This is a genomic window from Streptomyces sp. NPDC004539, assembly GCF_040610055.1.
GTDB lineage: Bacteria > Actinomycetota > Actinomycetes > Streptomycetales > Streptomycetaceae > Streptomyces.
Genome location: NZ_JBEXLS010000003.1, coordinates 78,102 through 101,599 on the forward strand (window position 1 = coordinate 78,102; position 23,498 = coordinate 101,599).

General features: G+C 72.3%; 19 protein-coding genes. 17 read left to right on the forward strand and 2 right to left on the reverse strand.

The window, feature by feature from the left end; genetic code table 11:
• Positions 1 to 31: 31 nt before the first annotated feature.
• A complete protein-coding gene (locus ABZX85_RS06990; protein WP_355864139.1) occupies positions 32 to 1,018 on the forward strand; it encodes a bile acid:sodium symporter family protein in 987 nt (328 codons plus the stop codon).
• A 19-nt stretch (positions 1,019 to 1,037) separates the two neighbouring features.
• Here ABZX85_RS06990 and fdhD read toward each other — a convergent pair whose 3' ends face one another.
• Positions 1,038 to 1,886, reverse strand: a complete 849-nt coding sequence (gene fdhD / locus ABZX85_RS06995; protein ID WP_355863250.1) for a formate dehydrogenase accessory sulfurtransferase FdhD — start codon at positions 1,884 to 1,886, stop codon at positions 1,038 to 1,040.
• A 138-nt stretch (positions 1,887 to 2,024) separates the two neighbouring features.
• Here fdhD and ABZX85_RS07000 point away from each other — a divergent pair, with 138 nt between their 5' ends.
• The 3 genes from ABZX85_RS07000 to ABZX85_RS07010 all read left to right on the forward strand — a co-directional run bounded on the left by ABZX85_RS07000 (position 2,025) and on the right by ABZX85_RS07010 (position 5,336).
• Complete coding sequence (locus tag ABZX85_RS07000; protein ID WP_355863252.1) at positions 2,025 to 3,368, forward strand: OFA family MFS transporter; 1,344 nt, start codon at positions 2,025 to 2,027, stop codon at positions 3,366 to 3,368.
• A gap of 253 nt (positions 3,369 to 3,621) precedes the next feature.
• On the forward strand, positions 3,622 to 4,560 hold the full coding sequence (locus tag ABZX85_RS07005) for a beta-ketoacyl-ACP synthase III (RefSeq protein ID WP_355863254.1): 939 nt from the start codon (positions 3,622 to 3,624) through the stop codon (positions 4,558 to 4,560).
• 101 nt (positions 4,561 to 4,661) lie between these two features.
• Positions 4,662 to 5,336, forward strand: a complete 675-nt coding sequence (locus ABZX85_RS07010; protein ID WP_355863256.1) for a GntR family transcriptional regulator — start codon at positions 4,662 to 4,664, stop codon at positions 5,334 to 5,336.
• Between the two features lie 151 nt (positions 5,337 to 5,487).
• On the opposite strand, the gene ABZX85_RS07015 is transcribed toward ABZX85_RS07010, so the two are convergent.
• Positions 5,488 to 5,946 (reverse strand): DUF4231 domain-containing protein, encoded by a 459-nt coding sequence (locus ABZX85_RS07015; RefSeq protein ID WP_355863258.1) that lies wholly within the window; start codon positions 5,944 to 5,946, stop codon positions 5,488 to 5,490.
• 237 nt (positions 5,947 to 6,183) lie between these two features.
• Here ABZX85_RS07015 and ABZX85_RS07020 point away from each other — a divergent pair, with 237 nt between their 5' ends.
• From ABZX85_RS07020 to ABZX85_RS07080, 13 genes are all read left to right on the forward strand, one after another.
• Complete coding sequence (locus ABZX85_RS07020) at positions 6,184 to 7,365, forward strand: ROK family protein (protein ID WP_355864141.1); 1,182 nt, start codon at positions 6,184 to 6,186, stop codon at positions 7,363 to 7,365.
• A gap of 161 nt (positions 7,366 to 7,526) precedes the next feature.
• Complete coding sequence (locus ABZX85_RS07025; RefSeq protein WP_355863260.1) at positions 7,527 to 9,044, forward strand: sugar ABC transporter ATP-binding protein; 1,518 nt, start codon at positions 7,527 to 7,529, stop codon at positions 9,042 to 9,044.
• Entirely contained in the window at positions 9,041 to 10,060 is a 1,020-nt protein-coding gene (locus ABZX85_RS07030; RefSeq protein ID WP_355863262.1) for an ABC transporter permease, read from the forward strand. Before ABZX85_RS07025 ends, ABZX85_RS07030 begins: the two co-directional genes overlap by 4 nt.
• An 18-nt stretch (positions 10,061 to 10,078) precedes the next feature.
• Positions 10,079 to 11,125, forward strand: coding sequence for a substrate-binding domain-containing protein (locus ABZX85_RS07035; RefSeq protein ID WP_355863264.1), 1,047 nt, complete (start codon positions 10,079 to 10,081; stop codon positions 11,123 to 11,125).
• Positions 11,126 to 11,202: 77 nt separating this feature from the next.
• The gene (locus ABZX85_RS07040; RefSeq protein ID WP_355863266.1) at positions 11,203 to 12,420 is read left to right on the forward strand and encodes a Gfo/Idh/MocA family oxidoreductase; all 1,218 of its coding nucleotides are present in this window, start codon (positions 11,203 to 11,205) and stop codon (positions 12,418 to 12,420) included.
• 12 nt (positions 12,421 to 12,432) lie between these two features.
• Positions 12,433 to 13,431 (forward strand): sugar phosphate isomerase/epimerase family protein, encoded by a 999-nt coding sequence (locus ABZX85_RS07045; RefSeq protein ID WP_355863268.1) that lies wholly within the window; start codon positions 12,433 to 12,435, stop codon positions 13,429 to 13,431.
• An 89-nt stretch (positions 13,432 to 13,520) separates the two neighbouring features.
• Positions 13,521 to 16,010: a PQQ-dependent sugar dehydrogenase gene (locus ABZX85_RS07050; RefSeq protein WP_355863270.1), complete on the forward strand. Its 2,490-nt coding sequence runs from the start codon at positions 13,521 to 13,523 to the stop codon at positions 16,008 to 16,010.
• 15 nt (positions 16,011 to 16,025) lie between these two features.
• The gene (locus ABZX85_RS07055) at positions 16,026 to 17,339 is read left to right on the forward strand and encodes a ThuA domain-containing protein (protein WP_355864143.1); all 1,314 of its coding nucleotides are present in this window, start codon (positions 16,026 to 16,028) and stop codon (positions 17,337 to 17,339) included.
• Positions 17,340 to 17,429: 90 nt separating this feature from the next.
• Positions 17,430 to 18,809, forward strand: coding sequence for an inositol-3-phosphate synthase (locus tag ABZX85_RS07060; RefSeq protein WP_355863272.1), 1,380 nt, complete (start codon positions 17,430 to 17,432; stop codon positions 18,807 to 18,809).
• Positions 18,806 to 20,056, forward strand: coding sequence for a sugar phosphate isomerase/epimerase family protein (locus tag ABZX85_RS07065; protein WP_355863274.1), 1,251 nt, complete (start codon positions 18,806 to 18,808; stop codon positions 20,054 to 20,056). Before ABZX85_RS07060 ends, ABZX85_RS07065 begins: the two co-directional genes overlap by 4 nt.
• Positions 20,057 to 20,069: 13 nt before the next feature.
• Positions 20,070 to 20,795, forward strand: a complete 726-nt coding sequence (locus ABZX85_RS07070) for an EboA domain-containing protein (RefSeq protein ID WP_355863276.1) — start codon at positions 20,070 to 20,072, stop codon at positions 20,793 to 20,795.
• Between the two features lie 122 nt (positions 20,796 to 20,917).
• Entirely contained in the window at positions 20,918 to 22,087 is a 1,170-nt protein-coding gene (gene eboE / locus ABZX85_RS07075; protein WP_355863278.1) for a metabolite traffic protein EboE, read from the forward strand.
• 224 nt (positions 22,088 to 22,311) lie between these two features.
• Complete coding sequence (locus ABZX85_RS07080) at positions 22,312 to 23,490, forward strand: sugar phosphate isomerase/epimerase family protein (protein ID WP_355863280.1); 1,179 nt, start codon at positions 22,312 to 22,314, stop codon at positions 23,488 to 23,490.
• The last annotated feature ends 8 nt before the right edge of the window (positions 23,491 to 23,498 follow it).

Here is a 23,498-nt window from a genome sequence, read left to right on the forward strand (position 1 = left end):
ACAGTTGAAACGCCTGCGACGGCCCCTGCGGATGCCGATCGACCCCTACATCCTCCTGCTGCTGGGCACGGTCGGCCTCGCCGCCCTCCTCCCGGCCCGGGGCCAGGCCGCCGACGCGGTCTCCGGGGTCTCCACCGGAGCCATCGCCTTCCTCTTCTTCCTCTACGGCGCCCGCCTCTCCACCCGCGAGGCGATGGACGGCCTGCGCCACTGGCGTCTGCACGTCACCGTCCTGGCCTGCACGTTCGTGATCTTCCCGCTGCTCGGCCTCGCCACCGGCGCCCTGGTCCCCACGATCCTCACCGACCCCCTCCACCAAGGCGTCCTCTTCCTCACCCTGGTCCCCTCCACCGTCCAGTCCTCCATCGCGTTCACCTCGATGGCCCGGGGGAACGTCCCGGCGGCGATCTGCGCGGGCTCCTTCTCCTCGATCATCGGCATCGTCGTCACCCCGCTCCTCGCGGCGGCCCTGCTGGGCGGCGCGGGCGGCTTCTCGGCGGACTCGCTGCTGGAGATCGTCCTCCAGCTCCTGGTGCCGTTCCTCGCGGGGCAGCTGACCCGGCGCTGGATCGGCGGGTTCCTCACCCGGCACAAGAGGGTCCTCGGCCTCGTCGACCGGGGCTCGATCCTCCTGGTCGTCTACTCCGCGTTCAGCGAGGGCATGGTCCGGGGCATCTGGCACCAGGTCAGCCCGGCCCGCCTCGGCGCGCTCCTCGTCGTCGAGGCCGTGATCCTCGCGGTGATGCTGGCCCTGACCTGGTTCGGCGGCAAGGCCCTCGGCTTCGGCCGCGAGGACCGGATCGCCATCCAGTTCGCCGGCTCCAAGAAGTCCCTGGCCTCCGGCCTGCCGATGGCGAGCGTCCTGTTCGGCGCCCAGGCGTCGCTGGCCGTCCTGCCGCTCATGCTGTTCCACCAGATGCAGCTCATGGTGTGCGCGGTGATCGCGAAGCGGCGGGCACGGGACGTCACGGAGGACCCGGCCGCCACATCCGACCGGGAGACGGTGACGGCGGGCTAGCCACCGCCGTCGGCCGGCCTCACCCCTGGGGAACCTCCGCCCCCACCAGGACCCGCTCCGCCCCCGCGTACACGTTCATCGACGCCCCCCGCAGGAACCCCACCAGGGTCAGCCCCGTCTCCTCGGCCAGGTCCACCGCGAGGGACGACGGGGCCGATACGGCCGCCAGCATCGGGATGCCGGCCATCACGGCCTTCTGGGCCAGTTCGAAGGAGGCCCGTCCCGAGACCAGCAGGACGCACCGGGACAGGGGCAGGTCGCCGTTCTGGAGGGCGCGGCCGATCAGTTTGTCCACCGCGTTGTGCCGGCCTACGTCCTCCTTGACGTCCAGCAGCTCTCCCGCCTCGGTGAACAGGGCGGCGGCGTGCAGGCCCCCGGTCCGGTCGAACACGCGCTGGGCCGCCCGGAGCCGGTCGGGCAGTTCGGCCAGCAGCTCGGCGCCGACCCGCAGCGGCGGGTCGTCCGAGATCGTCCAGTGCGCGGTGGTGCGGACGGCGTCGAGGCTCGCCTTTCCGCACAGGCCGCAGGACGACGTCGTATAGACGTTGCGCTCCAGCGTGATGTCCGGCAGGACGACGCCGGGGGAGGTGCGGACGTCGACGACGTTGTAGGTGTTGACGCCGTCGGCGGTCGCGCCCGCGCAGTAGACGATGTTCTGGAGGTCGGCGGCGTGCGCGAGGACCCCCTCGCTCACGAGGAATCCGGCCGCGAGCGCGAAGTCGTCGCCCGGGGTGCGCATCGTGATGGCGAGGGGCTTGCCGTTGAGCCGGATCTCCAGCGGCTCCTCCGCCACCAGCGTGTCGGCCCGCGCCGACACGGCGCCGTCCCGGATACGGACCACTCTGCGGCGTTCGGTGACTCGTCCCATGCCCTTCATTGTCCCGCAAGCCCCCGGCCCTGCGGAAACGATCGGTCCGACCGTTCGGCGCTCGGCGCATACCGTTCACCGCATACGGTCGACCACGGGGTTCTCAACACCCGGCGGGATTCCTACGGTTCCGGATTCATGAGTCCCCCTGTCGCACCGCCCGGCTGGAGCCGCTGGCTCGTCCCGCCTGCCGCTCTCTCCATCCACCTCTCGATCGGCCAGGCGTACGCCTGGAGCGTGTTCAAGCCACCGCTGGAGTCCGCGCTCGACCTCAGCGGCACGCAGAGCGCGCTGCCGTTCCAGCTCGCCATCGTCATGCTCGGACTGTCCGCCGCGTTCGGCGGCACCCTCGTCGAACGCAACGGCCCGCGCTGGGCGATGACGGTCGCCCTGGTCTTCTTCTCCACCGGGTTCCTGGTCTCCGCGCTGGGCGCCGCGACCGGGCAGTACTGGCTGATCGTGTTCGGCTACGGCTTCATCGGCGGCATAGGACTCGGCATCGGCTATATCTCCCCGGTGTCCACGCTGATCAAATGGTTCCCGGACCGGCCGGGCATGGCCACCGGCATCGCCATCATGGGCTTCGGCGGCGGCGCGCTGATCGCCTCGCCGTGGTCCGCGCAGATGCTGGAGTCGTTCGGCTCGGACAGCGACGGGATCGCGCTCGCGTTCCTCGTGCACGGGCTGACGTACGCCGTGTTCATGACGCTCGGTGTGCTGCTCGTGCGGGTGCCGAGGCCCCGGGAGGCGGTCGCCGAGACGGCGGCGGCGAACGTTGTCACCGGGCCGCAGGTCTCCGCCGACAGCGCTGTGCGCACACCCCAGTTCTGGTGCCTGTGGGTCGTCCTGTGCATGAACGTGACCGCCGGGATCGGCATCCTGGAGAAGGCCGCGCCCATGATCAAGGACTTCTTCGCGGACACGTCCCAGACGGTGTCGGTGACGGCCGCCGCCGGGTTCGTCGCCCTGCTGTCCGCCGCGAACATGGCGGGGCGCATCGGCTGGTCGTCGACGTCCGACCTGATCGGCCGCAAGAACGTCTACCGCGTCTACCTGGGCGTGGGCGCGCTGATGTACGCCCTGATCGCGAGCTTCGGCGACTCCTCGAAGCCGGTGTTCGTGATCAGCGCGCTGGTGATCCTCTCCTTCTACGGCGGCGGCTTCGCCACGATCCCCGCCTATCTGAAGGACCTGTTCGGCACCTACCAGGTCGGCGCGATCCACGGCCGTCTCCTCACCGCCTGGTCCACGGCCGGCGTGCTCGGCCCGCTGATCGTCAACTGGATAGCCGACCGGCAGGAGGAGGCCGGCAAGAGCGGCGCCTCGCTCTACACCCTCTCCCTGTTCATCATGATCGGCCTGCTCGCCGTCGGCTTCGTCGCCAACGAACTCGTCCGGCCGGTCCACCCCCGCCACCACGTCACCACCACCCCGAAGGAGGCCGCCGATGTCGGAGCCCGACAGCAGCCCGAGTCCGCCTGACCGGCGTCCGCTGATCGTCTTCGCCTGGCTGTGGGTGGGGGCGCCGCTGGCCTACGGCCTGTACGAACTCGTACAGAAGGCCACGAAATTGTTTACCGGCTAGTACTCGCCGTTACGGCTCCGGAGCGCCCGCAGTTGTGAGGGAAGCTGACAACAGGTGCGCCGGAATCCTGTCGCTTCACCTGTCGGCGTACCCGTGAGTCACTGATCAGACTGGGGAATCCCGCTACCCGAGGCCACGAGGGGACCCCAGATGAACGGCTCTCGCATCGCCGCCGTAGGCCACTATCAGCCCGCCAGGCTGCTCACGAACGCGGAGCTGGCGGGCATGGTCGACACCAGTGACGAGTGGATCACGTCACGGGTGGGCATCCGCACCCGCCATATCGCGGGCCCGGACGAACCCGTCGACGAGCTCGCCGCGCACGCCGCCGCGAAGGCCCTCGCGGCGGCCGGGCTCGGTCCGGAGGACATCGACCTCGTCCTCGTCGCGACCTCCACGGCCGTCGACCGCTCGCCCAACATGGCCGCCCGGGTCGCGGCCCGCCTCGGCATCCCCGGGCCCGCCGCGCTCGACCTGAACGTCGTGTGCGCCGGGTTCACCCACACCCTCGCCACCGCCGACCACACCATCCGCGCGGGCGGGGCGAAGCGGGCGCTGGTCATCGGCGCCGACAAGATGTCCGAGGTCACCGACTGGACCGACCGCACGACCTGCGTCCTCGTCGGGGACGGGGCGGGCGCGGTCGTCGTCGAGGCGTCCGAGGAGTCCGGGATCTCGCCCGTGCTGTGGGGTTCGGTGCCGGAGATGGGGCACGCGGTGCGGATCGAGGGGCAGCCGGCGCGGTTCGCGCAGGAGGGGCAGAGCGTGTACCGCTGGGCGACGACCCAGCTGCCGCCGCTGGCCCGGCAGGCGTGCGAGCGGGCCGGGCTCGGGCCGGAGGACCTCAAGGCGGTCGTCCTGCACCAGGCCAACCTGCGCATCATCGAGCCCCTCGCGGAGAAGATCGGGGCGGTGAACGCGGTGGTGGCACGGGATGTCGTGGAGTCGGGGAACACGTCGGCGGCGAGCATTCCGCTGGCGTTCTCGAAGCTGGTGGAGCGGGGGGAGGTCTCGAAGGGGGACCCGGTGCTGTTGTTCGGGTTCGGGGGGAATCTGTCGTACGCGGGACAGGTGGTGCGCTGCCCCTGAGGGGTCGGGGCCAAGGAGTTCGGGGGCCGGGTTTTTTCGCGCCGTAGACTGTAGACGAAAGACAATCGATACTGGCTTCCCTGCCCAGGAGGGGGACCGCGATGTTGTCGTCCGGACTGCCGCACGGCTCGGTGCCCCGGCTGGAGCGGCCCGGTCCGCTGCGGGACCGCGTCTACGAGGCGCTGCTCGAACTGATCATCACGCGCGCGCTGCGGCCCGGCCAGCACCTCGTCGAGAGCGAGCTCGCCGGGCACCTCGGGGTCTCGCGCCAGCCCGTGCGGGAGGCGTTGCAGCGGCTCAACACCGAGGGGTGGGTGGACCTGCGGCCCGCGCAAGGGGCGTTCGTGCACGAGCCCACGGAGGAGGAGGCGGACCAACTCCTCACGGTCCGCACGCTGTTGGAGGCCGAGGCGGCCGGGCTCGCCGCCGCCGACCCCACCGAGGCGGGGCTCGCGGAGCTGCGCGAGATCCAGGAGCTCGGGCTCGCCGCCGTCGCCCGTGACGACGTCGACGCGGCCGTCGCCCTCAACGCCCGCTTCCACACGGCCGTCATGGAACTCGCCGGCAACACCGTCCTCGCGGAACTCGCCGCGCAGGTCGACCGGCGGGTGCGCTGGTACTACACGCCGATCGCCCGGCAGCGGGGGCGCAAGTCCTGGGACGAACACCGGGAGTTGATCGCGGCGATCGCGGGGCGGGACGGGGAACTGGCGACGCGGCTGATGCGGGAGCACACGGAGCATACGCGGCGGTCGTATCACGCTCGGGAGAAGTAGGGGCGGGAGAGGCGGGGCGGGTGCGGTGGGCGGTGCGGGGGCCGGCCGGGGCCGGTGGCGGTGACGCGGGTGGTGTCGGGGGCGGGCGCGGGCCGTGGTCGTCCGCGGCGCCGGGTGTCTGCGTGCCGTCGTCGTTCGCCGTGCCGGGCGGCTACTCCTCGCGTGCGCCGGCCACTTGGACCCACACGCCCATCTCCTGCTGCTCGACCCGGGTGACGGCCGCTGCGAGGCGGCGGTCTCTCGACTCGGGGTCGTCGTACGGTTCGTTGCCCGTGCGGTACAGGCGGCGTTCCGCCTCGACGGCCTCGCGGGCCTGGCTGAAGCGCAGGTAGTCGTCCTGCCAGTGGAAGACGGAGCGCAGGCCGGTGAGGATCACGACCAGGCCGCCGAGGACCGCGGGGACCTTGGCGTCGCCGGGGGAGAGGACCGCGCTGACGGGGATCGCGGCGGAGAAAACGATCTGGAGGCACTCCGAGATCCGGTAGTACGTACGGGCCTTGGCGGCGGCCTCGCGGTACCAGTCGTACGACGCGTTCGCGAGCGTCATCGCGTACCCCGGCCGGTCGGGCTGGTCGGATCGGTCGGGCCCGTCGGGTGTCCCCTGCGTCATGCGCTCCCCCTGCGACTCCCGCGCCCTGATGGACCACCAGCGTAGCCAACCCCTCGGACATTTCCGCCTCTTCGGAACCGACGGACGATCTCACCCCCTGCTTTGTCCTGTGAGTGGAGAAAGTTGACGGCAATCCGTGCACAACTTCTTCCCAGGTTCGGCGCCCACTGCTACGTTCCCTACGAAAGCCCGGAGTTGACGGCCGACGAGAGGCAGGGAGGGACGGACGTGAGACGCATGACCGCACGGCCCGCGAACGCCCACCAGGCCCGGCTGCTGCACCTCCTGAGGGACGGCGGCCAGAGCTCCCGGGCCCAGCTCGGCGATCAGGTCGACCTCTCACGGTCCAAACTGGCCGTGGAAGTGGACCGGTTGCTGGAGACGGGACTGGTCGTCGCCGACGGCCTCGCCGCCTCCCGGGGCGGACGGCGCTCGCACAACGTGCGCCTCAACCCCGAACTCCGTTTCCTGGGCGTCGACATCGGCGCGACCTCTGTCGACGTCGCCGTCACCAACGCCGAGCTGGAGATCCTCGGCCACCTCAACCAACCCCTCGACGTCCGCGAGGGCCCGGTCGCCGTCTTCGAGCAAGTCCTCGCCATGACCGCCAAGTTGCGGGCCACCGGCCTCGCCGACGGCATCGACGGCGCGGGCATCGGAGTCCCGGGACCGGTCCGCTTCCCCGAGGGCGTCCCCGTCGCCCCGCCGATCATGCCGGGCTGGGACGGCTTCCCCGTACGGGAGGCGCTCAGCCAGGACCTCGGCTGCCCGGTCATGGTCGACAACGACGTGAACCTGATGGCGATGGGGGAGCAGCACGCCGGGGTCGCCCGGACCGTCGCCGACTTCCTCTGCGTCAAGATCGGCACCGGTATCGGCTGCGGCATCGTCGTCGGCGGGCAGGTCTACCGCGGTACGACCGGCAGCGCGGGCGACATCGGCCACATCCGGGCGGTACCCGACGGGCGGCCCTGCGCCTGTGGCAACCGGGGCTGCCTGGAGGCCCACTTCAGCGGCGCGGCACTGGCCCGGGACGCGATGGAGGCGGCCCGCCAGGGGCTGTCCGCCGAACTCGCCGACCGGCTCGCCGCGCACGGCACCCTGACCGGCGCGGACGTCGCGGCGGCGGCCGTCGCCGGCGACACCACCGCCCTCGACCTGATCCGTGAGGGGGGCAGCCAGGTCGGCCAGGTCATCGCCGGTCTCGTCTCCTTCTTCAACCCCGGCCTGGTGGTGATCGGCGGCGGGGTGACCGGCCTCGGCCACACCCTGCTCGCCGCGATCCGCACCCAGGTCTACCGCCAGTCGCTGCCGCTGGCGACCGGCAACCTGCCCATCGTCCTCGGGGAACTGGGCCCCACCGCCGGAGTCATCGGCGCGGCCCGGCTGATCAGCGACCACCTCTTCTCACCCGCGTAGGCGGCCCGCGCCGCCTCTCCCGTACAGCGCAGCCTGCTCACAGAGCCGCTCTCCCGCAACACCCCTGAGCCTTCAACACGTCTGCCCGGCACCGGAGTTCACCCGTCCGGCAGTCCGACGCGCCCTGACACCGGCCCGCACCGCCCGCCGAGGGGAACCACATGGCACCACAACCACCGCTGCTCAGCATGTCCGGCATCACCAAGTCGTTCCCCGGCGTCCGCGCCCTGGACGGCGTCGACCTCGACGTCCAGGCCGGTGAAGTGCACTGTCTGCTCGGCCAGAACGGCGCGGGAAAGTCCACGCTCATCAAGATCCTGGCCGGCGCCCACCAGCCCGACGACGGCACGATCCGCTGGCTCGGCGAGGAGGTCACGCTGCGCTCGCCGATCGCCGCGATGCGCCTCGGCATCGCGACCATCTACCAGGAACTCGACCTCGTCGAGCACCTGTCGGTCGCCGAGAACGTCCACCTCGGCCATGAACCCACGGCCGCCGGGTTCGTCGTCCGCAGGAGGACGGCGAAGGAATCGACGGCCGCTCTTCTCAAGCGACTTGGGCATCCCGAGGTCGACCCGGGCAAGCTGGTCGCCGAACTGTCGGCGGCGCAGCGGCAGATCGTGTCGATGGCGCGCGCCCTCTCGCACGACGTACGGCTCATCGTGATGGACGAGCCGTCCGCCGCGCTCGACCCCGACGAGGTCGACAACCTGTTCCGGATCGTCGCCGACCTCACCGCAGACGGGGTCGCCGTCGTCTACATCTCGCACCGGCTGGAGGAGATCCGCCGGATCGGGGACCGGGTGACCGTGCTGAAGGACGGCCGGGCCGTCGCGGGCGGGCTGCCCGCCGAGTCGACGCCGACGCGCGAAGTGGTCGCGCTGATGACCGGCCGCAATGTCGAGTACGTCTTTCCGCCGCGGCCCGCCGAGGACGCCGCCGGGACCGCCGTGCTCCAGGTCCGAGGGCTCGCCAGGGAAGGGGAGTTCGAGGCCGTCGACTTCGAGGTGCGGGCCGGGGAGATCGTCGGACTCGCGGGGCTGGTCGGCTCCGGGCGCTCCGAGATCCTCGAAACCGTCTACGGCGCCCGGAGGCCCACGGCCGGTCAAGTCCTCGTCGAGGGAAAGAAGTTGAGGCCCGGCAGCGTACCCGCCGCCGTCCGCGCCGGACTCGGGCTCGCCCCCGAGGAACGCAAGGCGCAGGCCCTGCTGCTGCTGGAGTCCGTCACCCGCAACGTCTCCGTGTCCACGCTCCCCCGCTTCGCCCGCGCCGGCTGGATCGACCGCGGCGCCGAACAGGGCGCCGCCCGCGCCGCGACCCGTGAACTCTCCCTGCGCCCCGACAACCCCGCCGTCGCCGTCCGCACCCTCTCCGGCGGCAACCAGCAGAAAGCGGTCCTCGCCCGCTGGCTGCTGCGCGGCTGCAAGGTGCTCCTCCTCGACGAGCCGACCCGTGGCGTCGACGTCGGAGCCCGCGCCGAACTCTACGCAGTCGTACGCCGGCTGGCCGACGAAGGGCTCGCCGTGCTGCTCGTCTCCAGCGAGGTCCCCGAAGTCCTCGGCCTCGCCGACCGCGTCCTGGTCCTGCGCGAGGGACGTGTCGTCCACACGGCCCCCGCCCGCGAACTCGACGAACACCGTGTCCTCGACCTCGTCATGGAAGGAAGCCCCGCGTCATGACGCAGCCCGTCTCCCCGCCGCGGGACAGCGCCGACAAGCTGCCGGAAGTGGCCCAAGTCCCCTCCTGGCGCGGCCTGTTGGCCCGCGCGGACGTCCGTACCCTCTCACTGCTCGGCGTCCTCGCCGTGCTCGTCGTGATCGGCGGGATCACCAAGCCCGACGAGTTCCTCGACACCCGCAACCTCCAACTCGTCCTGACCCAGGCGTCGGTGATCGGCGTCGTCACCGTCGGGATGACCTTCGTCATCATGTCCGGCGGCATCGACCTCTCCGTCGGCGCGATCGTCGCCCTCGCCTCCGTCTGGGCCACCACCGTCGCCACCCAGGAGTACGGCTTCGCCGGCATCCTCTTCACCGCCGTCCTCGTCGGCCTCGGCTGCGGGCTCGTCAACGGGGTGCTCATCGCCTACGGCGGGATGGTGCCGTTCATCGCGACGCTCGCCATGCTGGCCTCGGCGCGCGGGCTCGCCCTCCAGATCACCGACGGGCAGACCCAGATCGTCACCATCGACAGCGTCCTGAAGCTCGGCGAACGCGACGCGTACGTCCTCGGGGTCCCGCCGCTCGTCCTGGTCTTCGCACTCGTGACGGTCGTCGGCTGGCTGCTGCTGAACCGGACCACGTTCGGCAGGCGGGCCGTCGCGGTCGGCGGCAACCCGGAGGCCGCCCGGCTCGCCGGCATCGACGTCCGCCGCCAGCGGCTCTACCTCTACCTGCTGTCCGGGCTGTGCTGCGGGATCGCCGCCTTCCTGCTGATCGTGCTGTCCGGCTCCGGCCAGAACACCAACGGCAACCTCTACGAACTCGACGCCATCGCCGCCGCCATCATCGGAGGCACCCTGCTCAGCGGGGGTCGCGGCACCATCGTCGGCTCCGTCCTCGGGGTGCTGATCTTCACCACGATCACCAACATCTTCGCCCTGAACAACCTCCAGAGCGACGTCCAGCAGATCGCCAAGGGCGCGATCATCGTCGCCGCCGTGCTGGTCCAGCGCCGTACCGCGAACGCGACCTGACGAAAGGTTCTCACCGCCATGGCACACCTCCCCAGCCGCAGAGGGCTGCTCTTCGGGACCGCCGCCGTCTCGGCCACCGCCGTCCTCGCCGCTTGCACCAGCAACGAGACCGGCGACGACAAGCAGGCCGCCGCGAGCAGCGGACAGCCCGCCGCGGACGACCAGCCCGGCAAGCAGGTCACCGTCGGGTTCGCCGGACCCCAGGCCGACCACGGCTGGCTCAACGCGATCAACGACCAGGCCAAGAAGCGCGCCCAGAAGTACTCCGACGTCACCCTGGAGATCACCGAGGGCTCCAACGACACCGCCCAGCAGATCGGGCAGATCGAGACCCTCATCAACAAGAAGGTCGACGTCCTCGTCATCCTGCCCGCCGACGGCAAGGCCCTCACCCAGGTCGGCCTCAAGGCGATGCGGGCCGGCATCCCCGTCGTCAACCTCGACCGGATCTTCAACACCCCGCAGGCGTACCGCTGCTGGATCGGCGGCGACAACTACGGCATGGGCTTCAACGCCGGGCAGTACATCGGCGAGAAGCTCAAGGGCAAGGCGAACGCGAAGGTCGTCGAACTCGCCGGGATCGACAACCTGGAACTCACCCGGCAGCGCACGCAGGGCTTCGACGACGCGCTGAAGAACTACCCGAACATCAAGAAGGTCGCCCGGCAGGCCGCCGAGTTCACCGTCGAGTCCGGCCAGGCCAAGATGGCCCAGCTCCTCCAGGCGCAGAGCCAGTTCGACGCCCTGTGGAACCACGACGACGACCAGGGCGTGGGCGCGCTGCGCGCCGTCGAACAGGCCGGGCGCGACGACTTCCTGATGGTCGGCGGCGCGGGCGCCCTCTCCGCCTTCCAGGCCATCAAGCAGGACAGCGGCGTCCTCAAGGCGACCGTCCTGTACCCGCCGACGATGGCCGCCTCCGCGATCGACCTCGCCCGCGCCCTCGGCCAGGGCAAGGGGGTCGGCGGGCTCGCCGAGTTCGAGATCCCCGCCTCGATCACCCTGTACTCGGCCGTCGTCGACAAGACCAACGTCGACCAGTACATGTCCACCGGCTTCAGGTGACAGATCCGGCCGGCGACGGCTGACGGCCGCCGGCCCGCACCCCCCACCGCGCGCACCACGACGAGGAGGACCACCGCATGGAACAGCCGCAGGAGCCGACGGGAGAGGCCGGGGAGCAGGGGAGGCCGCCGCTGCGCGTCGGCATGGTCGGCTACGCCTTCATGGGCGCCGCCCACTCCCAGGGCTGGCGCACCGCCGGCCGGGTCTTCGACCTCCCGCTCTCCCCGGTCCTCGCCGCGATCTGCGGGCGCGACCCGGACGCGGTCCGCGCGGCGGCGGACCGGCACGGGTGGGCGTCCACCGAGACCGACTGGCGGGCGCTGATCGCGCGGGACGACATCGACCTCGTCGACATCTGCACCCCCGGCGACAGCCACGCCGAGATCGCGCTCGCGGCGCTCGCGGCCGGCAAGCACGTGCTGTGCGAGAAGCCCCTCGCCAACACCGTCGACGAGGCCCGGGGGATGGCGCGGGCCGCCGAAGAAGCGTACGGGCGAGGCAAGTTGGCGATGGTCGGGTTCAACTACCGCCGGGTGCCCGCCACCGCGTTCGCCCGGCGTCTCGTCGCGGACGGACGGCTCGGCACGCTCCGGCACGTACGGGTGACGTACCTTCAGGACTGGCTCGTGGACCCGGAGTTCCCGCTGACCTGGCGGCTGATGAAGGAACTCGCGGGCTCCGGCTCGCTCGGGGACCTCGGCGCCCACATCGTCGACCTCGCGCAGTACCTCGCGGGGGAGCGGCTCGCGGGGGTGTCGGCGCTCACCGAGACGTTCGTGAAGGAGAGGCCGCTGCCGGCCGGTTCTGCGGGCGGTCTCTCCGCGGGCGTCTCCGCCGCCGGGACCGGTACCGTCACCGTCGACGACGCCGCCCTGTTCACCGGCCGGTTCACCTCCGGCGCCCTCGCCTCCTTCGAGGCGACCCGCTACGCCACCGGCCGCAAGAACGCGCTGCGCATCGAACTCAACGGCGAGAAGGGCTCGCTCTGGTTCGACCTGGAGCGCCTCAACGAACTCTGGTTCCACGACGGGACGCTCCCCGACACCGAGGGCGGCTTCCGCCGCATCCTCGTCACCGAACCCGACCACCCCTACCTCGGCGCCTGGTGGCCGCCGGGCCACGGCCTCGGCTACGAGCACACCTTCGTCCACCAGGCCCGCGACCTCGTCCACGCGATCGCCGAACTCCGGGCGCCCGAGCCGTCGTTCGCCGACGGACTCCAGGTGCAGCGGGTGCTCGCGGCCGTCGAGGAGAGCGCCGAGAAGAACTCCGTCTACACCCCCGTCCCGGACTGAGGAGGCCCCAGCATGCCGCGCCCGTTCACCCTGTTCACCGGCCAGTGGGCCGACCTGCCGCTCGAAGAGGTCTGCCGGCTCGCCCGCGACTTCGGCTACGACGGCCTCGAACTCGCCTGCTGGGGCGACCACTTCGAGGTCGACAAGGCCCTCACCGACCCCGCCTACCTCGACTCCCGCCGCCAGCTCCTCGACAAGTACGGCCTGAAGTGCTGGGCGATCTCCAACCACCTCGTCGGCCAGGCCGTCTGCGACGCCATCATCGACGAACGCCACCAGGCGATCCTGCCCGCCGCGGTCTGGGGCGACGGCGACCCCGAAGGCGTCCGGCGCCGCGCCGCAGGCCGGATGAGCGACACCGCCCGCGCCGCGTCGGCGTTCGGCGTCGACACCGTCGTGGGCTTCACCGGCTCCGCGATCTGGCACCTCGTCGCGATGTTCCCGCCCGCCCCCGAGGCGATGATCGAGCGCGGCTACGACGACTTCGCGGAGCGCTGGAACCCGATCCTGGACGTGTTCGACGCGCAGGGGGTGCGGTTCGCGCACGAGGTGCACCCCAGCGAGATCGCCTACGACTACTGGACAACTCACCGCGCTCTGGAGGCGGTCGGCCACCGGGCCGCGTTCGGCCTGAACTTCGACCCCTCGCATTTCGTCTGGCAGGACCTCGACCCGGTCGGGTTCCTCTGGGACTTCCGGGACCGGATCTACCACGTCGACTGCAAGGAGGCCCGCAGGCGGCTCGACGGGCGCAACGGACGGCTCGGCTCCCATCTGCCGTGGGGCGACCCCCGGCGCGGCTGGGACTTCGTGTCGGCCGGACACGGGGACGTCCCCTGGGAGGACGTGTTCCGGATGCTGCGCTCCATCGACTACCAGGGCCCGATCTCCGTCGAGTGGGAGGACGCCGGGATGGACCGGCTCCAAGGGGCGCCCGAGGCGCTCGCCCACCTCAAGACCTTCGACTTCGAGCCGCCGTCGGCATCGTTCGACGCGGCGTTCTCCAGCTGAGCCGACACCACGTCGACTCGGTACTCCCCGCCCCGGGATGACGGCGCATCCCGGTGTACGCACCCGCCCGCACCACCCTGGAGGCACCCGTGCACGGGAACGACCCCACCACCCGCACCCCGAGAAGACGCCCCACTCCACGCCGAGCCGTCGCGCTGCTGTCCGGCGCCCTGCTCGCGGCGGCGTCGCTCACCCTCACCCCACCCGTCGCCGGCGCAGCCGTCGCCCACGACCCCGCACCCACCGCCGCCGAGGACTTCCAGCAGGTCACCCTCGCCAAGGGCGAGGCGGAGGTCGGCGAGCCCATGTCGCTCGCCCTCCTCCCCGACCGCTCCGTCCTGCACACCTCACGCGACGGCGAACTCCGCCGCACCGACGCGGCCGGCAACACCCGGCTGATCGGCAAGCTCGACGTCTACTCCCACGACGAGGAGGGCCTCCAAGGCATCGGCGTCGACCCGCAGTTCAGCTCCAACCGCTTCATCTACCTCTACTACGCACCCAAGTTGAACACCCCCGCCGGCGACGCCCCCGAGACCGGCACCGCCGCCGACTTCGCCCCCTTCGACGGCGTCAACCGCCTCTCCCGCTTCACCCTCGACGCGGACGGCACCCTGAACACGGCCAGCGAGAAGCCGATCCTCGACGTCCCCGCCTCCCGCGGCCTGTGCTGCCACGTCGGCGGCGACATCGACTTCGACGCGGCCGGCAACCTGTACCTGTCGACCGGCGACGACACCAACCCCTTCCAGTCCGACGGGTTCACCCCCATCGACCAGCGCGACGGCCGCAACCCCGCCTTCGACGCCCGCCGTTCGGCCGGCAACACCAACGACCTGCGCGGCAAGATCCTGCGCGTCAAGGTGAACGCCGACGGCTCGTACACGGTCCCCGACGGCAACCTCTTCGCGCCCGGCACCGCCAAGACCCGGCCCGAGATCTACGCCATGGGCTTCCGCAACCCGTTCCGCTTCAGCGTCGACAAGGCCACCGGCTACCTCTACATCGGCGACTACGGCCCCGACGCGGGCGCCGCCGACCCGAACCGGGGCCCCGCCGGACAGGTCGAGTTCAACCGCGTCACCGGCCCCGGCAACTTCGGCTGGCCGTACTGCACCGGCGCGAACGACGCCTACCGCGACTACGACTTCGGCACCAAGACCGCCGGCGCCGCCTTCGACTGCAACGCCCCGAAGAACACCTCCCCGCACAACACCGGCCTCGTCGACCTGCCCCCGGCCCAGCCCGCCTGGATTCCCTACAACGGCGCGTCCGTACCGGAGTTCGGCGACGGCTCCGAGTCCCCGATGGGCGGCCCCGTCTACCGCTACGACGCGAACCTCGACTCACCCGTCAAGTTCCCCGAGGCGTACGACGGCGACTTCTTCGCCGGTGAGTTCGGCCGCCGCTGGATCAAGCGCATCACCAGCGACGCGAACGGCACCGTCCGGTCCATCAACGACATCCCCTGGTCCGGCACCCAGGTGATGGACATGGCCTTCGGCCCCGACGGCGCGCTGTACGTCCTCGACTACGGCACCGCCTGGTTCGGCGGCGACGACCACTCCGCGCTCTACCGCATCGAGAACGCCACCGACGGCCACTCACCCGTGGCGCAGGCGGCGGCCAACAGGACCTCCGGACAAGCCCCGTTGAAGGTGACGTTCTCCTCGGCCGGCTCGACCGACCAGGACGGCGACACCCTTACCTACCGCTGGGACTTCGGCGACGGCGCCACCTCGACCTCGGCGAACCCGTCGCACACGTACCGTCAGAACGGCACCTACACCGCGACGTTGACCGCCGAGGACCCCGACGGCCGCACCGGCAGCGCCAGCGTCCAGGTCGTCGTCGGGAACACCGCCCCCACCGTCGTCCTCCAGACCCCCCTGGACGGCCAGCTGTTCAGCTTCGGTGACGCGATCCCCTTCAAGGTGAAGGTCACCGACCCCGAGGACGGCAAGGCGATCGACTGCGCCAAGGTCACCGTCCGCTTCATCCTCGGCCACGACAGCCACGGCCACCCGATCACCTCCGCCACCGGCTGCTCCGGCACCCTCCAGACCAGCGCCGACGGCGGCCACGACCCCAACGCCAACATCTTCGGCGTCCTCGACGCCGAGTACACCGACAACGGCGGCGGCGGACAGGCCGCGCTCACCTCGCACGACCAGAACGTCCTCCAGCCCCGCCACCGGCAGGCCGAGCACTACGACAACTCCAGTGGCGTCACGGTGAGTTCACGGACCTCCGCGAACGGCGCGAAGACCGTCGGGTCCATCGAGAACGGCGACTGGATCTCCTTCACCCCGTACGCCCTGCGCAATGCCACCTCGGTCACCGCCCGGGTCGCCTCGGCCGGAGCCGGCGGCACCCTGGAGATCCGCGCCGGATCGGCCAGGGGCAAGCTCCTCGGCAAGGCCAAGGTGCCCGTCACCGGCGGCTGGGAGACCTACCAGGACGTCACCGCGAAACTCTCCCACGCACCGCGCGGGAGCACCGCCCTCTACCTCGTCTTCAAGGGCCGCGCCGGTCAACCCCTGTACGAGCTCGACGACTTCGCCTTCACCACGAGCTGAGAGGACAGCCCCATGATGCGCGCACTGAGCGCGGTCGCGGGCGCCACCCTGCTCCTCGGCGCCCTCGCCGAACCAGCCGCCCTGGCCCGCCCGGACCACGGCACCCCACGCGTCCTCGTCTTCTCCAAGACGGCCGCCTTCCGGCACGACTCCATCCCCGACGGCATCACCGCAATCCGCGAACTCGGCACATCCAGCGGCGAGTTCGAGACCGACGCGACGGAGGACGCCACCGCGTTCAACACGGCGAACCTCCGCCGCTACGACGCCGTCGTCTTCCTCTCCACCACCGGGAACGTCCTCGACGAAACCCAACAGGCCGCGTTCGAGGGCTACATACGCAAGGGCGGCGCCTACGTCGGCATCCACGCCGCCGCCGACACCGAGTACGACTGGCCGTTCTACGGCGGGCTCGTCGGCGCGTACTTCCGGTCCCACCCGGCCATCCAGCCGGCCGCCACGGTCGTCGAGGACCGCGCCCACCCGGCGACCTCGGCCCTCCCGCCGACCTGGCACCGCACCGACGAATGGTACGACTACCGCTCCAACCCCCGTTCCTCCGTACGGGTGCTGGCGTCCCTGGACGAGTCGTCCTACTCCGGCGGCGGCATGAACGGCGACCATCCGATCGCCTGGTGCCAGACCTATCAGGGAGGCCGCGCCTTCTACACCGGCGCGGGACACACCAAGGAGTCGTACGCGGACCCCGCCTACCGAGGGCACCTCCTCGGCGGCATCCGGTACGCCATCGGCGCGGCCCGGGCCGACTGCCGGCCGGAGAGCGGGTACACGACGCTCACCGACGGCGACTGGCGGCAGGCCGGCCCCGGCTCCTTCACCCGCGCGGCCGACGGCACCTGGACGTCGTCCGGCGGCATGGGGCTCCTCTGGTACGCCGGACGCGCCTTCACGTCGTACTCGCTGAAGCTCGACTGGAAGGTGACCGGGGACTCCAACTCCGGTGTGTTCGTGGGCTTCCCGCCCTCCGACGACCCCTGGTCGGCCGTCGACAACGGGTACGAGGTGCAGATCGACGCCACCGACGTGCCCGAACGGACCACCGGTGCCGTCTACGGGTTCAAGTCCGCCGACCTCACCCGGCGCGACCGGGCGCTGAACCCGCCGGGGGAGTGGAACACGTACGAGATCCGGGTGGAGGGGGAGCGGCTGCGCGTCTGGCTCAACGGCGTGCGGATCAACGACTTCACCAACCGGGACCCGGCGCGCAGTCTGCGCGACGGACACATCGGGCTCCAGAACCACGGAGCCGGCGACGAGGTGTCGTTCCGCGACATCCGCGTCAAGGAACTGCCCGTCAAGGGCCGTTGAACGGCGGCGGGCGGGAGCCGCCGGACTCCCGCCCGCCGTCCCCCTCAACTCGCGTTCGCAGCAACTCAGGTTCATCGCAAGGAGGTTGCCATGCCCAAGGTAGGTGTCTGGCTCATCGGCGCACGCGGGTCCGTCGCCACCACCGCCGTCGCGGGCTGCGCCGCCGTCACCGCGGGGCTGCGCCCGCCGACCGGACTCGTCACCGAGAAACCGGAGTTCGCCCACGCCGGACTCCCGCCCCTCACGTCCCTCGTCTTCGGCGGCCACGACGTCACGGACACGCCCCTGCCGAAACGCGCGGAGCAACTCGCGGCGGAGGGGGTGCTGCCGGCGGGGCTCGCGACGGCCGTGGGGGAGGAACTCGCCGCCGCGGACCGGGAGATCAGGTGGGGGCTGGGGGCGGGGCGGTTCGGCGGGGGCGGGGGCGGTCTTCGAGGGGGAGGGGGTGTGCCGGCTCCGGCGGGACTGGGGGGTTCGGCGAGGCCGAGCGGAGTGCCGGGTGACGAAGGGGCGGGCCTCGCGGGTGTCGGCTCCGGGGGTGGTGGGCGGTCCGGGCCGCCCGGCGATGACGAGCGGTCGATCGCCGCTCTCGCCGCCGACATCCAGGACTTCGTGCGGCGCCTGGGGCTCGACCGGGCGGTCGTCGTGAACGTCGCCTCCACCGAGGCCGTGTCCGACGGGCCCGCCCTGCCGCCGAGTTCGCTGTACGCGGCAGCGGCGCTGCGGGCCGGCTGCGCCTACGTGAACTTCACGCCGTCCACGGGACTGCACCACCCCGCCCTCGCGGGGCTCGCGGAGTCGTGCGGGCTGCCGTACGCCGGGCGGGACGGGAAGACGGGGCAGACGCTCCTGCGGTCCGTGCTGGGGCCGATGTTCAGCCGGCGCGCGCTGGACGTCCGCGCCTGGTCCGGCGTCAACCTGCTCGGTGGCGGGGACGGCGCGGCGCTGGCCGATCCGGGCGCCGCCGCCGCGAAGAACGCGGGCAAGGGGAGGGTCCTCGCCGACACGCTCGGCGCCGTCCCCGAGGGGCGGGTCCACATCGACGACGTCCCCGCGCTCGGTGACTGGAAGACCGCCTGGGACCACATCGCCTTCGACGGGTTCCTCGGCACGCGGATGACCCTCCAGACGACCTGGCAGGGCTGCGACTCGGCCCTCGCCGCTCCCCTGATCCTCGACCTCGCCCGCCTGGCGCTGCGCGCGCACGAGCGGGGGGTGTCGGGGGCGCTGTCCGCCTTGGGGTTCTTCTTCAAGGACCCGGTGGGGGAGTGCGCTGCGGGGTTGGAGGAGCAGTGGGGGGAACTTGTGGGGTTCGGGAGGGAGTTGGGGGTGGGTGGAGTCGGTGGGGTGCCGAGGGGGACTGGGTCGGTGGGCGTGACAGGGGCGGCGGCCTCGGCCGGCCCGGCGGAGTCCGCGAGCCGTGTGGGGGAGGCCGGGCCGTGTTCCGGTGCGAGGGGGGAGGGGGAGTGAGCCGGGGTGACGCGTGGGCGGGCGGTGCTCGTACGGGTTCCGGTGCCGGCGTCGGAGCCTCCTCGCCGCCGGTGTCCGGACGGGCCGGCGTACCCGGCTCCGTACCCGCCCCGACCCCGCTCCCCGACAGCCGTGCCGAGCACGCCGCCCCTCACCCCCTCCGCTTCGGCTACGGCACCAACGGCCTCACCGACCTCCGGCTGGACGACGCCCTCACCCTCCTCGCCGACCTCGGCTACGACGGCGTCGGCCTGACCCTCGACCACATGCACCTCGACCCGCTGGCCCCCGACCTCCCCGCCCGCACCCGGCACCTGGCCCGCCGCCTCGACGCCCTCGGCCTCGGTGTGACCGTCGAGACAGGCGCCCGCTACATCCTCGACCCCCGCCGCAAACACGGCCCCTCGCTCATCGACCCCGCCCCGGAGGACCGCGCCCGCCGGACCGCCCTGCTGATCCGCGCCGTGGAGATCGCCGAGGAACTGGGCGCCGAGGCCGTCCACTGCTTCAGCGGCGTCCTCCCCGAATCGGAACGGCGGCAGGGGCGCGAGCAGGCACGTGAGCAGGCACGCGAACCGGCATCGGCTCCGGAGACGACACGCGGACCGGCAGATACCCCGGAGCCGGCACCTGAGTCGGCACAGCCCCCGGAGCCGCCACGAAACCCCGCACAGCCGCCGAACGCGACCCCACCCCGGCCCCCGACGACCTCGGCGTCGCCGCACGAACCGCCCCCACCCCGCACCCCGAATCCGGCCCCCGCCACCCCCCACCCCCCGACACCCCCGCACCCCACCGCCTGGACCCGCCTCGCCGACAGCCTCACCCCCGTCCTCGCCAGAGCCGCCACCGCCGACATCCCCCTCGCCGTCGAACCCGAACCCGGCCACCTCCTCGCCACCCTCGCCGACTTCCACCACCTCCGCACCCTCCTGGACGACCCCGCGCACCTCGGCCTCACCCTCGACATCGGCCACTGCCAGTGCCTGGAACCCCTCTCCCCGGCCGACTGCGTCCGCGCCGCCGCCCCCTGGCTCCGGCACGTCCAGATCGAGGACATGCGGCGCGGCGTCCACGAACACCTCCCTCTCGGGGACGGCGAGATCGACTTCCCACCCGTCCTCGCGGCCCTCGCCGCCACCGGCTACCAGGGCCTGACGGTCGTCGAACTCCCCCGCCACTCCCACGCGGGCCCCCACCAGGCCACCCGCTCCCTCCCCTTCCTCACCGCCGCGGCCACTTCCTGAAGGAGGCCCCCCGATGCCAGACCCCGACCAGGCCCCCCTCCCGAAGCAGCCCGCCCGAAGCCCCGCCCCCACGCACAGCCCCGCCCCCGACCCGGCCCCCACTCCGGACCGCGCCCCCGCCCACACCCCTCCGGACACCCTCCACGCCCACCTCCGCACCCACCTGCCCCCCACCCCCCGAACCTGGCTCGACGAAGCCCTGACCCGAGCCGCCACCCCGCACACCGGCCCTGCCCAACCCCCCACCTGGCGACGCCACTTCACCGAGGCCGCCCGCCGCTGCGGCCCCCGGTACGCCGACGCCGCCCGCGTCCTCCTCCTGCACGCCGCCCACCCCGACACCCCCACCCTCACCCTCCTGTACACCCAGGGCACGGCGGCCGAACGCCGAGCGGTCCTGCACGCACTCCCGCACACCACCCCCACCCCCGACGCCCTCCCCCTCGTCGAGGACGCCCTGCGGACGAACGACACGAGCCTGATCGCCGCGGCCGTGGGCCCGTACGCCGCCCGGCACCTCGGCGCGCACGCCTGGCGGCACGCCGTACTGAAGTGCCTGTTCACCGGCGTCCCCGTCACCGAGGTGGCCGGGCTCACGGACCGGGCGAGCGGCGACGGGGAACTCGCGCGGATGCTCCGCGACCACGCGGCGGAACGCGCCGCCGCGGGCCGCCCCGTGCAGGAGGACCTGCGCCGGGTCCTGGCGATGGCCGAAGCCCCCCGACGGACGGAGCCGTGATGCGCCTCTACGACCCGCACCTTCCCCTGACGTCCCGCACGACCGACGACCACACCCCCGGCGTCGTCGCCCCGGAGCCCGCCTACGCGGGCGGCTGCCCGCCGCGCGGCGAGGAGTGACCGATGCGCTTCCGCCACCCCGACGGCTCGACCGTCCACCTCGCCTACTGCACGAACGTCCACCCCGCCGAGACCCTCGACGGCGTCCTCGCCCAACTGCGCGACCACTGCGAGCCCGTACGCCGCCGGCTCGGCCGCGACCGCCTCGGCATCGGCCTGTGGCTCGCCCGGGACGCCGCGCACACCCTGGACACCGACCCGTCCGCCCTGCGCGCCCTGCGCACCGCCCTGGACGGACGCGGCCTGGAGGTCGTCACCCTCAACGGCTTCCCGTACGACGGGTTCGGCACCGGCGAGGTCAAGTACCGCGTGTACAAGCCGGACTGGGCCGACCCGGAGCGCCTCGACCACACCACCGCCCTCGCGCGCGTCCTCGCCGGGCTGCTCCCCGACGACGTCACCGAGGGCAGTGTCTCCACCCTGCCGCTCGCCTGGCGGACCGCCCTCGACGAGGAACGCGCCGACAAGGCCCGCGCCGCCCTGCGCACGCTCGCCGAACGCCTCGACGCCCTGGCGGAGCTGACCGGCCGGTCCGTGCGCGTCGGACTCGAACCCGAACCTGGCTGCGTCGTCGAGACCACCGCCGACGCCCTCGCCCCGCTCGCCGCGATCGCGCACCCCCGGATCGGGATCTGCGTCGACACCTGCCATCTCGCCACCTCCTTCGAAGATCCGCACACCGCCCTGGACGCCCTCGCCGCGGCCGGCGTCCCCGTCGTCAAGTCCCAGCTGTCCGCCGCCCTGCACGCCGAGCGGCCCGGCCTCCCCGCCGTCCGCGAGGCCCTCGCCGCCTTCGACGAGCCCCGCTACCTGCACCAGACCCGCACGCTCACCCCCACCGGCCGGGCCGGCACCGACGACCTGCCCGAGGCCCTCACCACCGACGCCCTGCCCGTGGACGGTCCGTGGCGCGCCCACTTCCACGTCCCGCTGCACGCGACCCCCGCCGCGCCCCTCACCTCCACGCTCCCCGTCCTGCGCGCCGCGCTCTCCCGTCTCGTCGGCGGCCCGCACCCGCTCACCCGGCATCTCGAAGTCGAGACCTACACCTGGCAGACCCTCCCTCCCGCGCTCCGGCCCCGCACCCGGGCCCAGCTCGCCGACGGCATCGCCGCCGAACTGGCCCTGGCCCGCGACCTCCTGACCGACCTGGGCCTCAAGGAACTCCCTTGAACCCCCGCCGCCGGTCGCCGGCCCGCTCACCGCTCCCTCCGCCGCTCCTTCCCCCGCCCCTTCCCGCTGTCGTGACTCCACGTAACCACACCCCACTGACAACGGGGTCCGCACCCCACTGAGCGAACCCCGAGCACCGGCCGAAACCCCCAGCTCACCGGCCGGATAACCGATCCGTCACCCCCCGTGGCACACCCGCACCACCGACCCGAAAGCGAGACACCGTGACCGCGTTCAACGAAGAGTCCGGCACCGGCGAGGCCCTGCGCCGCACCCTCGGCATCGGCCGCCGCCGCTTCCTCACCACCTGCACCGCCGTCGCGGGCGCCGCGATCGCCGCCCCCGTCCTCGGCGCCCCGCCGGCCGCCGCCCAGAACCTCGGCAGAGGCCAGGGGCACGGCCACGGGCACGGCCACGGCCGCGACAGCCTCGTACCCGCCCACCGGCGCGGCATCATCCTGTACACCGTCCGTGACGCCACCGGCCGTGACCCGCTCGCCTCCGACCTGCCCTCAGGGTTCCGCGAGGTCTTCAAGCAGCTCTCCCGGTTCGGCTACCGGCAGGTCGAGTTCGCCGGGTACGGGCAGCACGCGAACGCCCCCGGCGGCGCGAGCCTGGAGTCCGTGCAGGGCGCACGGCTGCTGCGGTCCTGGCTCGACGACTACGGGCTGCGCGCCCGCGGCAACCACGGCTACATCCCGCCGTCCTGGCCGTTCGTCCCCGCCGAACTGGACACCTTCAAGAAGCACCTGGAGATCGCGAACATCCTCGGCATGCCCCACATGGGCACCGGCGGCGACCCCACGAACAGCTCCTACCGGGCCGACTGGGACGTCGCCGCCGACAAGTGGAACGCCCTCGGCGCGATCGCCCGCCGCGCGGGCGTCAAGCTCTACACCCACAACCACGACGCCGCCTACGGCTTCCTCCTCGACTCCGGCCCGCTCGACGCCCAGGGGAAGCCGACCCGCAGCTCCGGCATCCGCAAGCTGGAGTACTTCCTGAAGGCGACCGACCCGCGGTCCGTCTGGCTGGAGCTGGACGTCTTCTGGGCGCACGTCGCCCGCTACAAGTTCCACACCTACACCGCGCCCGACGGCTCCACCCGGGAGAAGGTCTTCGACCCCGCGGCCGTCGTCGTCCGCAACAGCCGCCGCTACCCGCTGTTCCACGCCAAGGACGGCACCGTCAACACCACCAACGGCATGGGCTACGACATGGTTCCCTTCGGCACCGGGGACATCGACTACACGACGTTCTTCTCCCGCATAGGCGACCGCGACTACCGCAACCCCATGGTCGAACAGGACAACGCCCCCAGCACCACCGACCCCGCCCAGTCCCTCACGTACGCCCGGATCGGGTACGACAACCTCGCGGCGCTCAGGGGCCGCCGCCACTGACAACCCGA

Excerpts from the sequence above, each read along its gene's own strand:
- ABZX85_RS06990 (WP_355864139.1), top strand. The coding sequence starts at position 32 with ATGCCGATCGACCCCTACATCCTCCTGCTGCTGGGCACGGTCGGCCTC.
- fdhD (WP_355863250.1), bottom strand. The coding sequence starts at position 1,886 with ATGGGACGAGTCACCGAACGCCGCAGAGTGGTCCGTATCCGGGACGGC.
- ABZX85_RS07000 (WP_355863252.1), top strand. The coding sequence starts at position 2,025 with ATGAGTCCCCCTGTCGCACCGCCCGGCTGGAGCCGCTGGCTCGTCCCG.
- ABZX85_RS07005 (WP_355863254.1), top strand. The coding sequence starts at position 3,622 with ATGAACGGCTCTCGCATCGCCGCCGTAGGCCACTATCAGCCCGCCAGG.
- ABZX85_RS07010 (WP_355863256.1), top strand. The coding sequence starts at position 4,662 with ATGTTGTCGTCCGGACTGCCGCACGGCTCGGTGCCCCGGCTGGAGCGG.
- ABZX85_RS07015 (WP_355863258.1), bottom strand. The coding sequence starts at position 5,946 with ATGACGCAGGGGACACCCGACGGGCCCGACCGATCCGACCAGCCCGAC.
- ABZX85_RS07020 (WP_355864141.1), top strand. The coding sequence starts at position 6,184 with ATGACCGCACGGCCCGCGAACGCCCACCAGGCCCGGCTGCTGCACCTC.
- ABZX85_RS07025 (WP_355863260.1), top strand. The coding sequence starts at position 7,527 with ATGGCACCACAACCACCGCTGCTCAGCATGTCCGGCATCACCAAGTCG.
- ABZX85_RS07030 (WP_355863262.1), top strand. The coding sequence starts at position 9,041 with ATGACGCAGCCCGTCTCCCCGCCGCGGGACAGCGCCGACAAGCTGCCG.
- ABZX85_RS07035 (WP_355863264.1), top strand. The coding sequence starts at position 10,079 with ATGGCACACCTCCCCAGCCGCAGAGGGCTGCTCTTCGGGACCGCCGCC.
- ABZX85_RS07040 (WP_355863266.1), top strand. The coding sequence starts at position 11,203 with ATGGAACAGCCGCAGGAGCCGACGGGAGAGGCCGGGGAGCAGGGGAGG.
- ABZX85_RS07045 (WP_355863268.1), top strand. The coding sequence starts at position 12,433 with ATGCCGCGCCCGTTCACCCTGTTCACCGGCCAGTGGGCCGACCTGCCG.
- ABZX85_RS07055 (WP_355864143.1), top strand. The coding sequence starts at position 16,026 with ATGCGCGCACTGAGCGCGGTCGCGGGCGCCACCCTGCTCCTCGGCGCC.
- ABZX85_RS07060 (WP_355863272.1), top strand. The coding sequence starts at position 17,430 with ATGCCCAAGGTAGGTGTCTGGCTCATCGGCGCACGCGGGTCCGTCGCC.
- ABZX85_RS07070 (WP_355863276.1), top strand. The coding sequence starts at position 20,070 with ATGCCAGACCCCGACCAGGCCCCCCTCCCGAAGCAGCCCGCCCGAAGC.
- eboE (WP_355863278.1), top strand. The coding sequence starts at position 20,918 with ATGCGCTTCCGCCACCCCGACGGCTCGACCGTCCACCTCGCCTACTGC.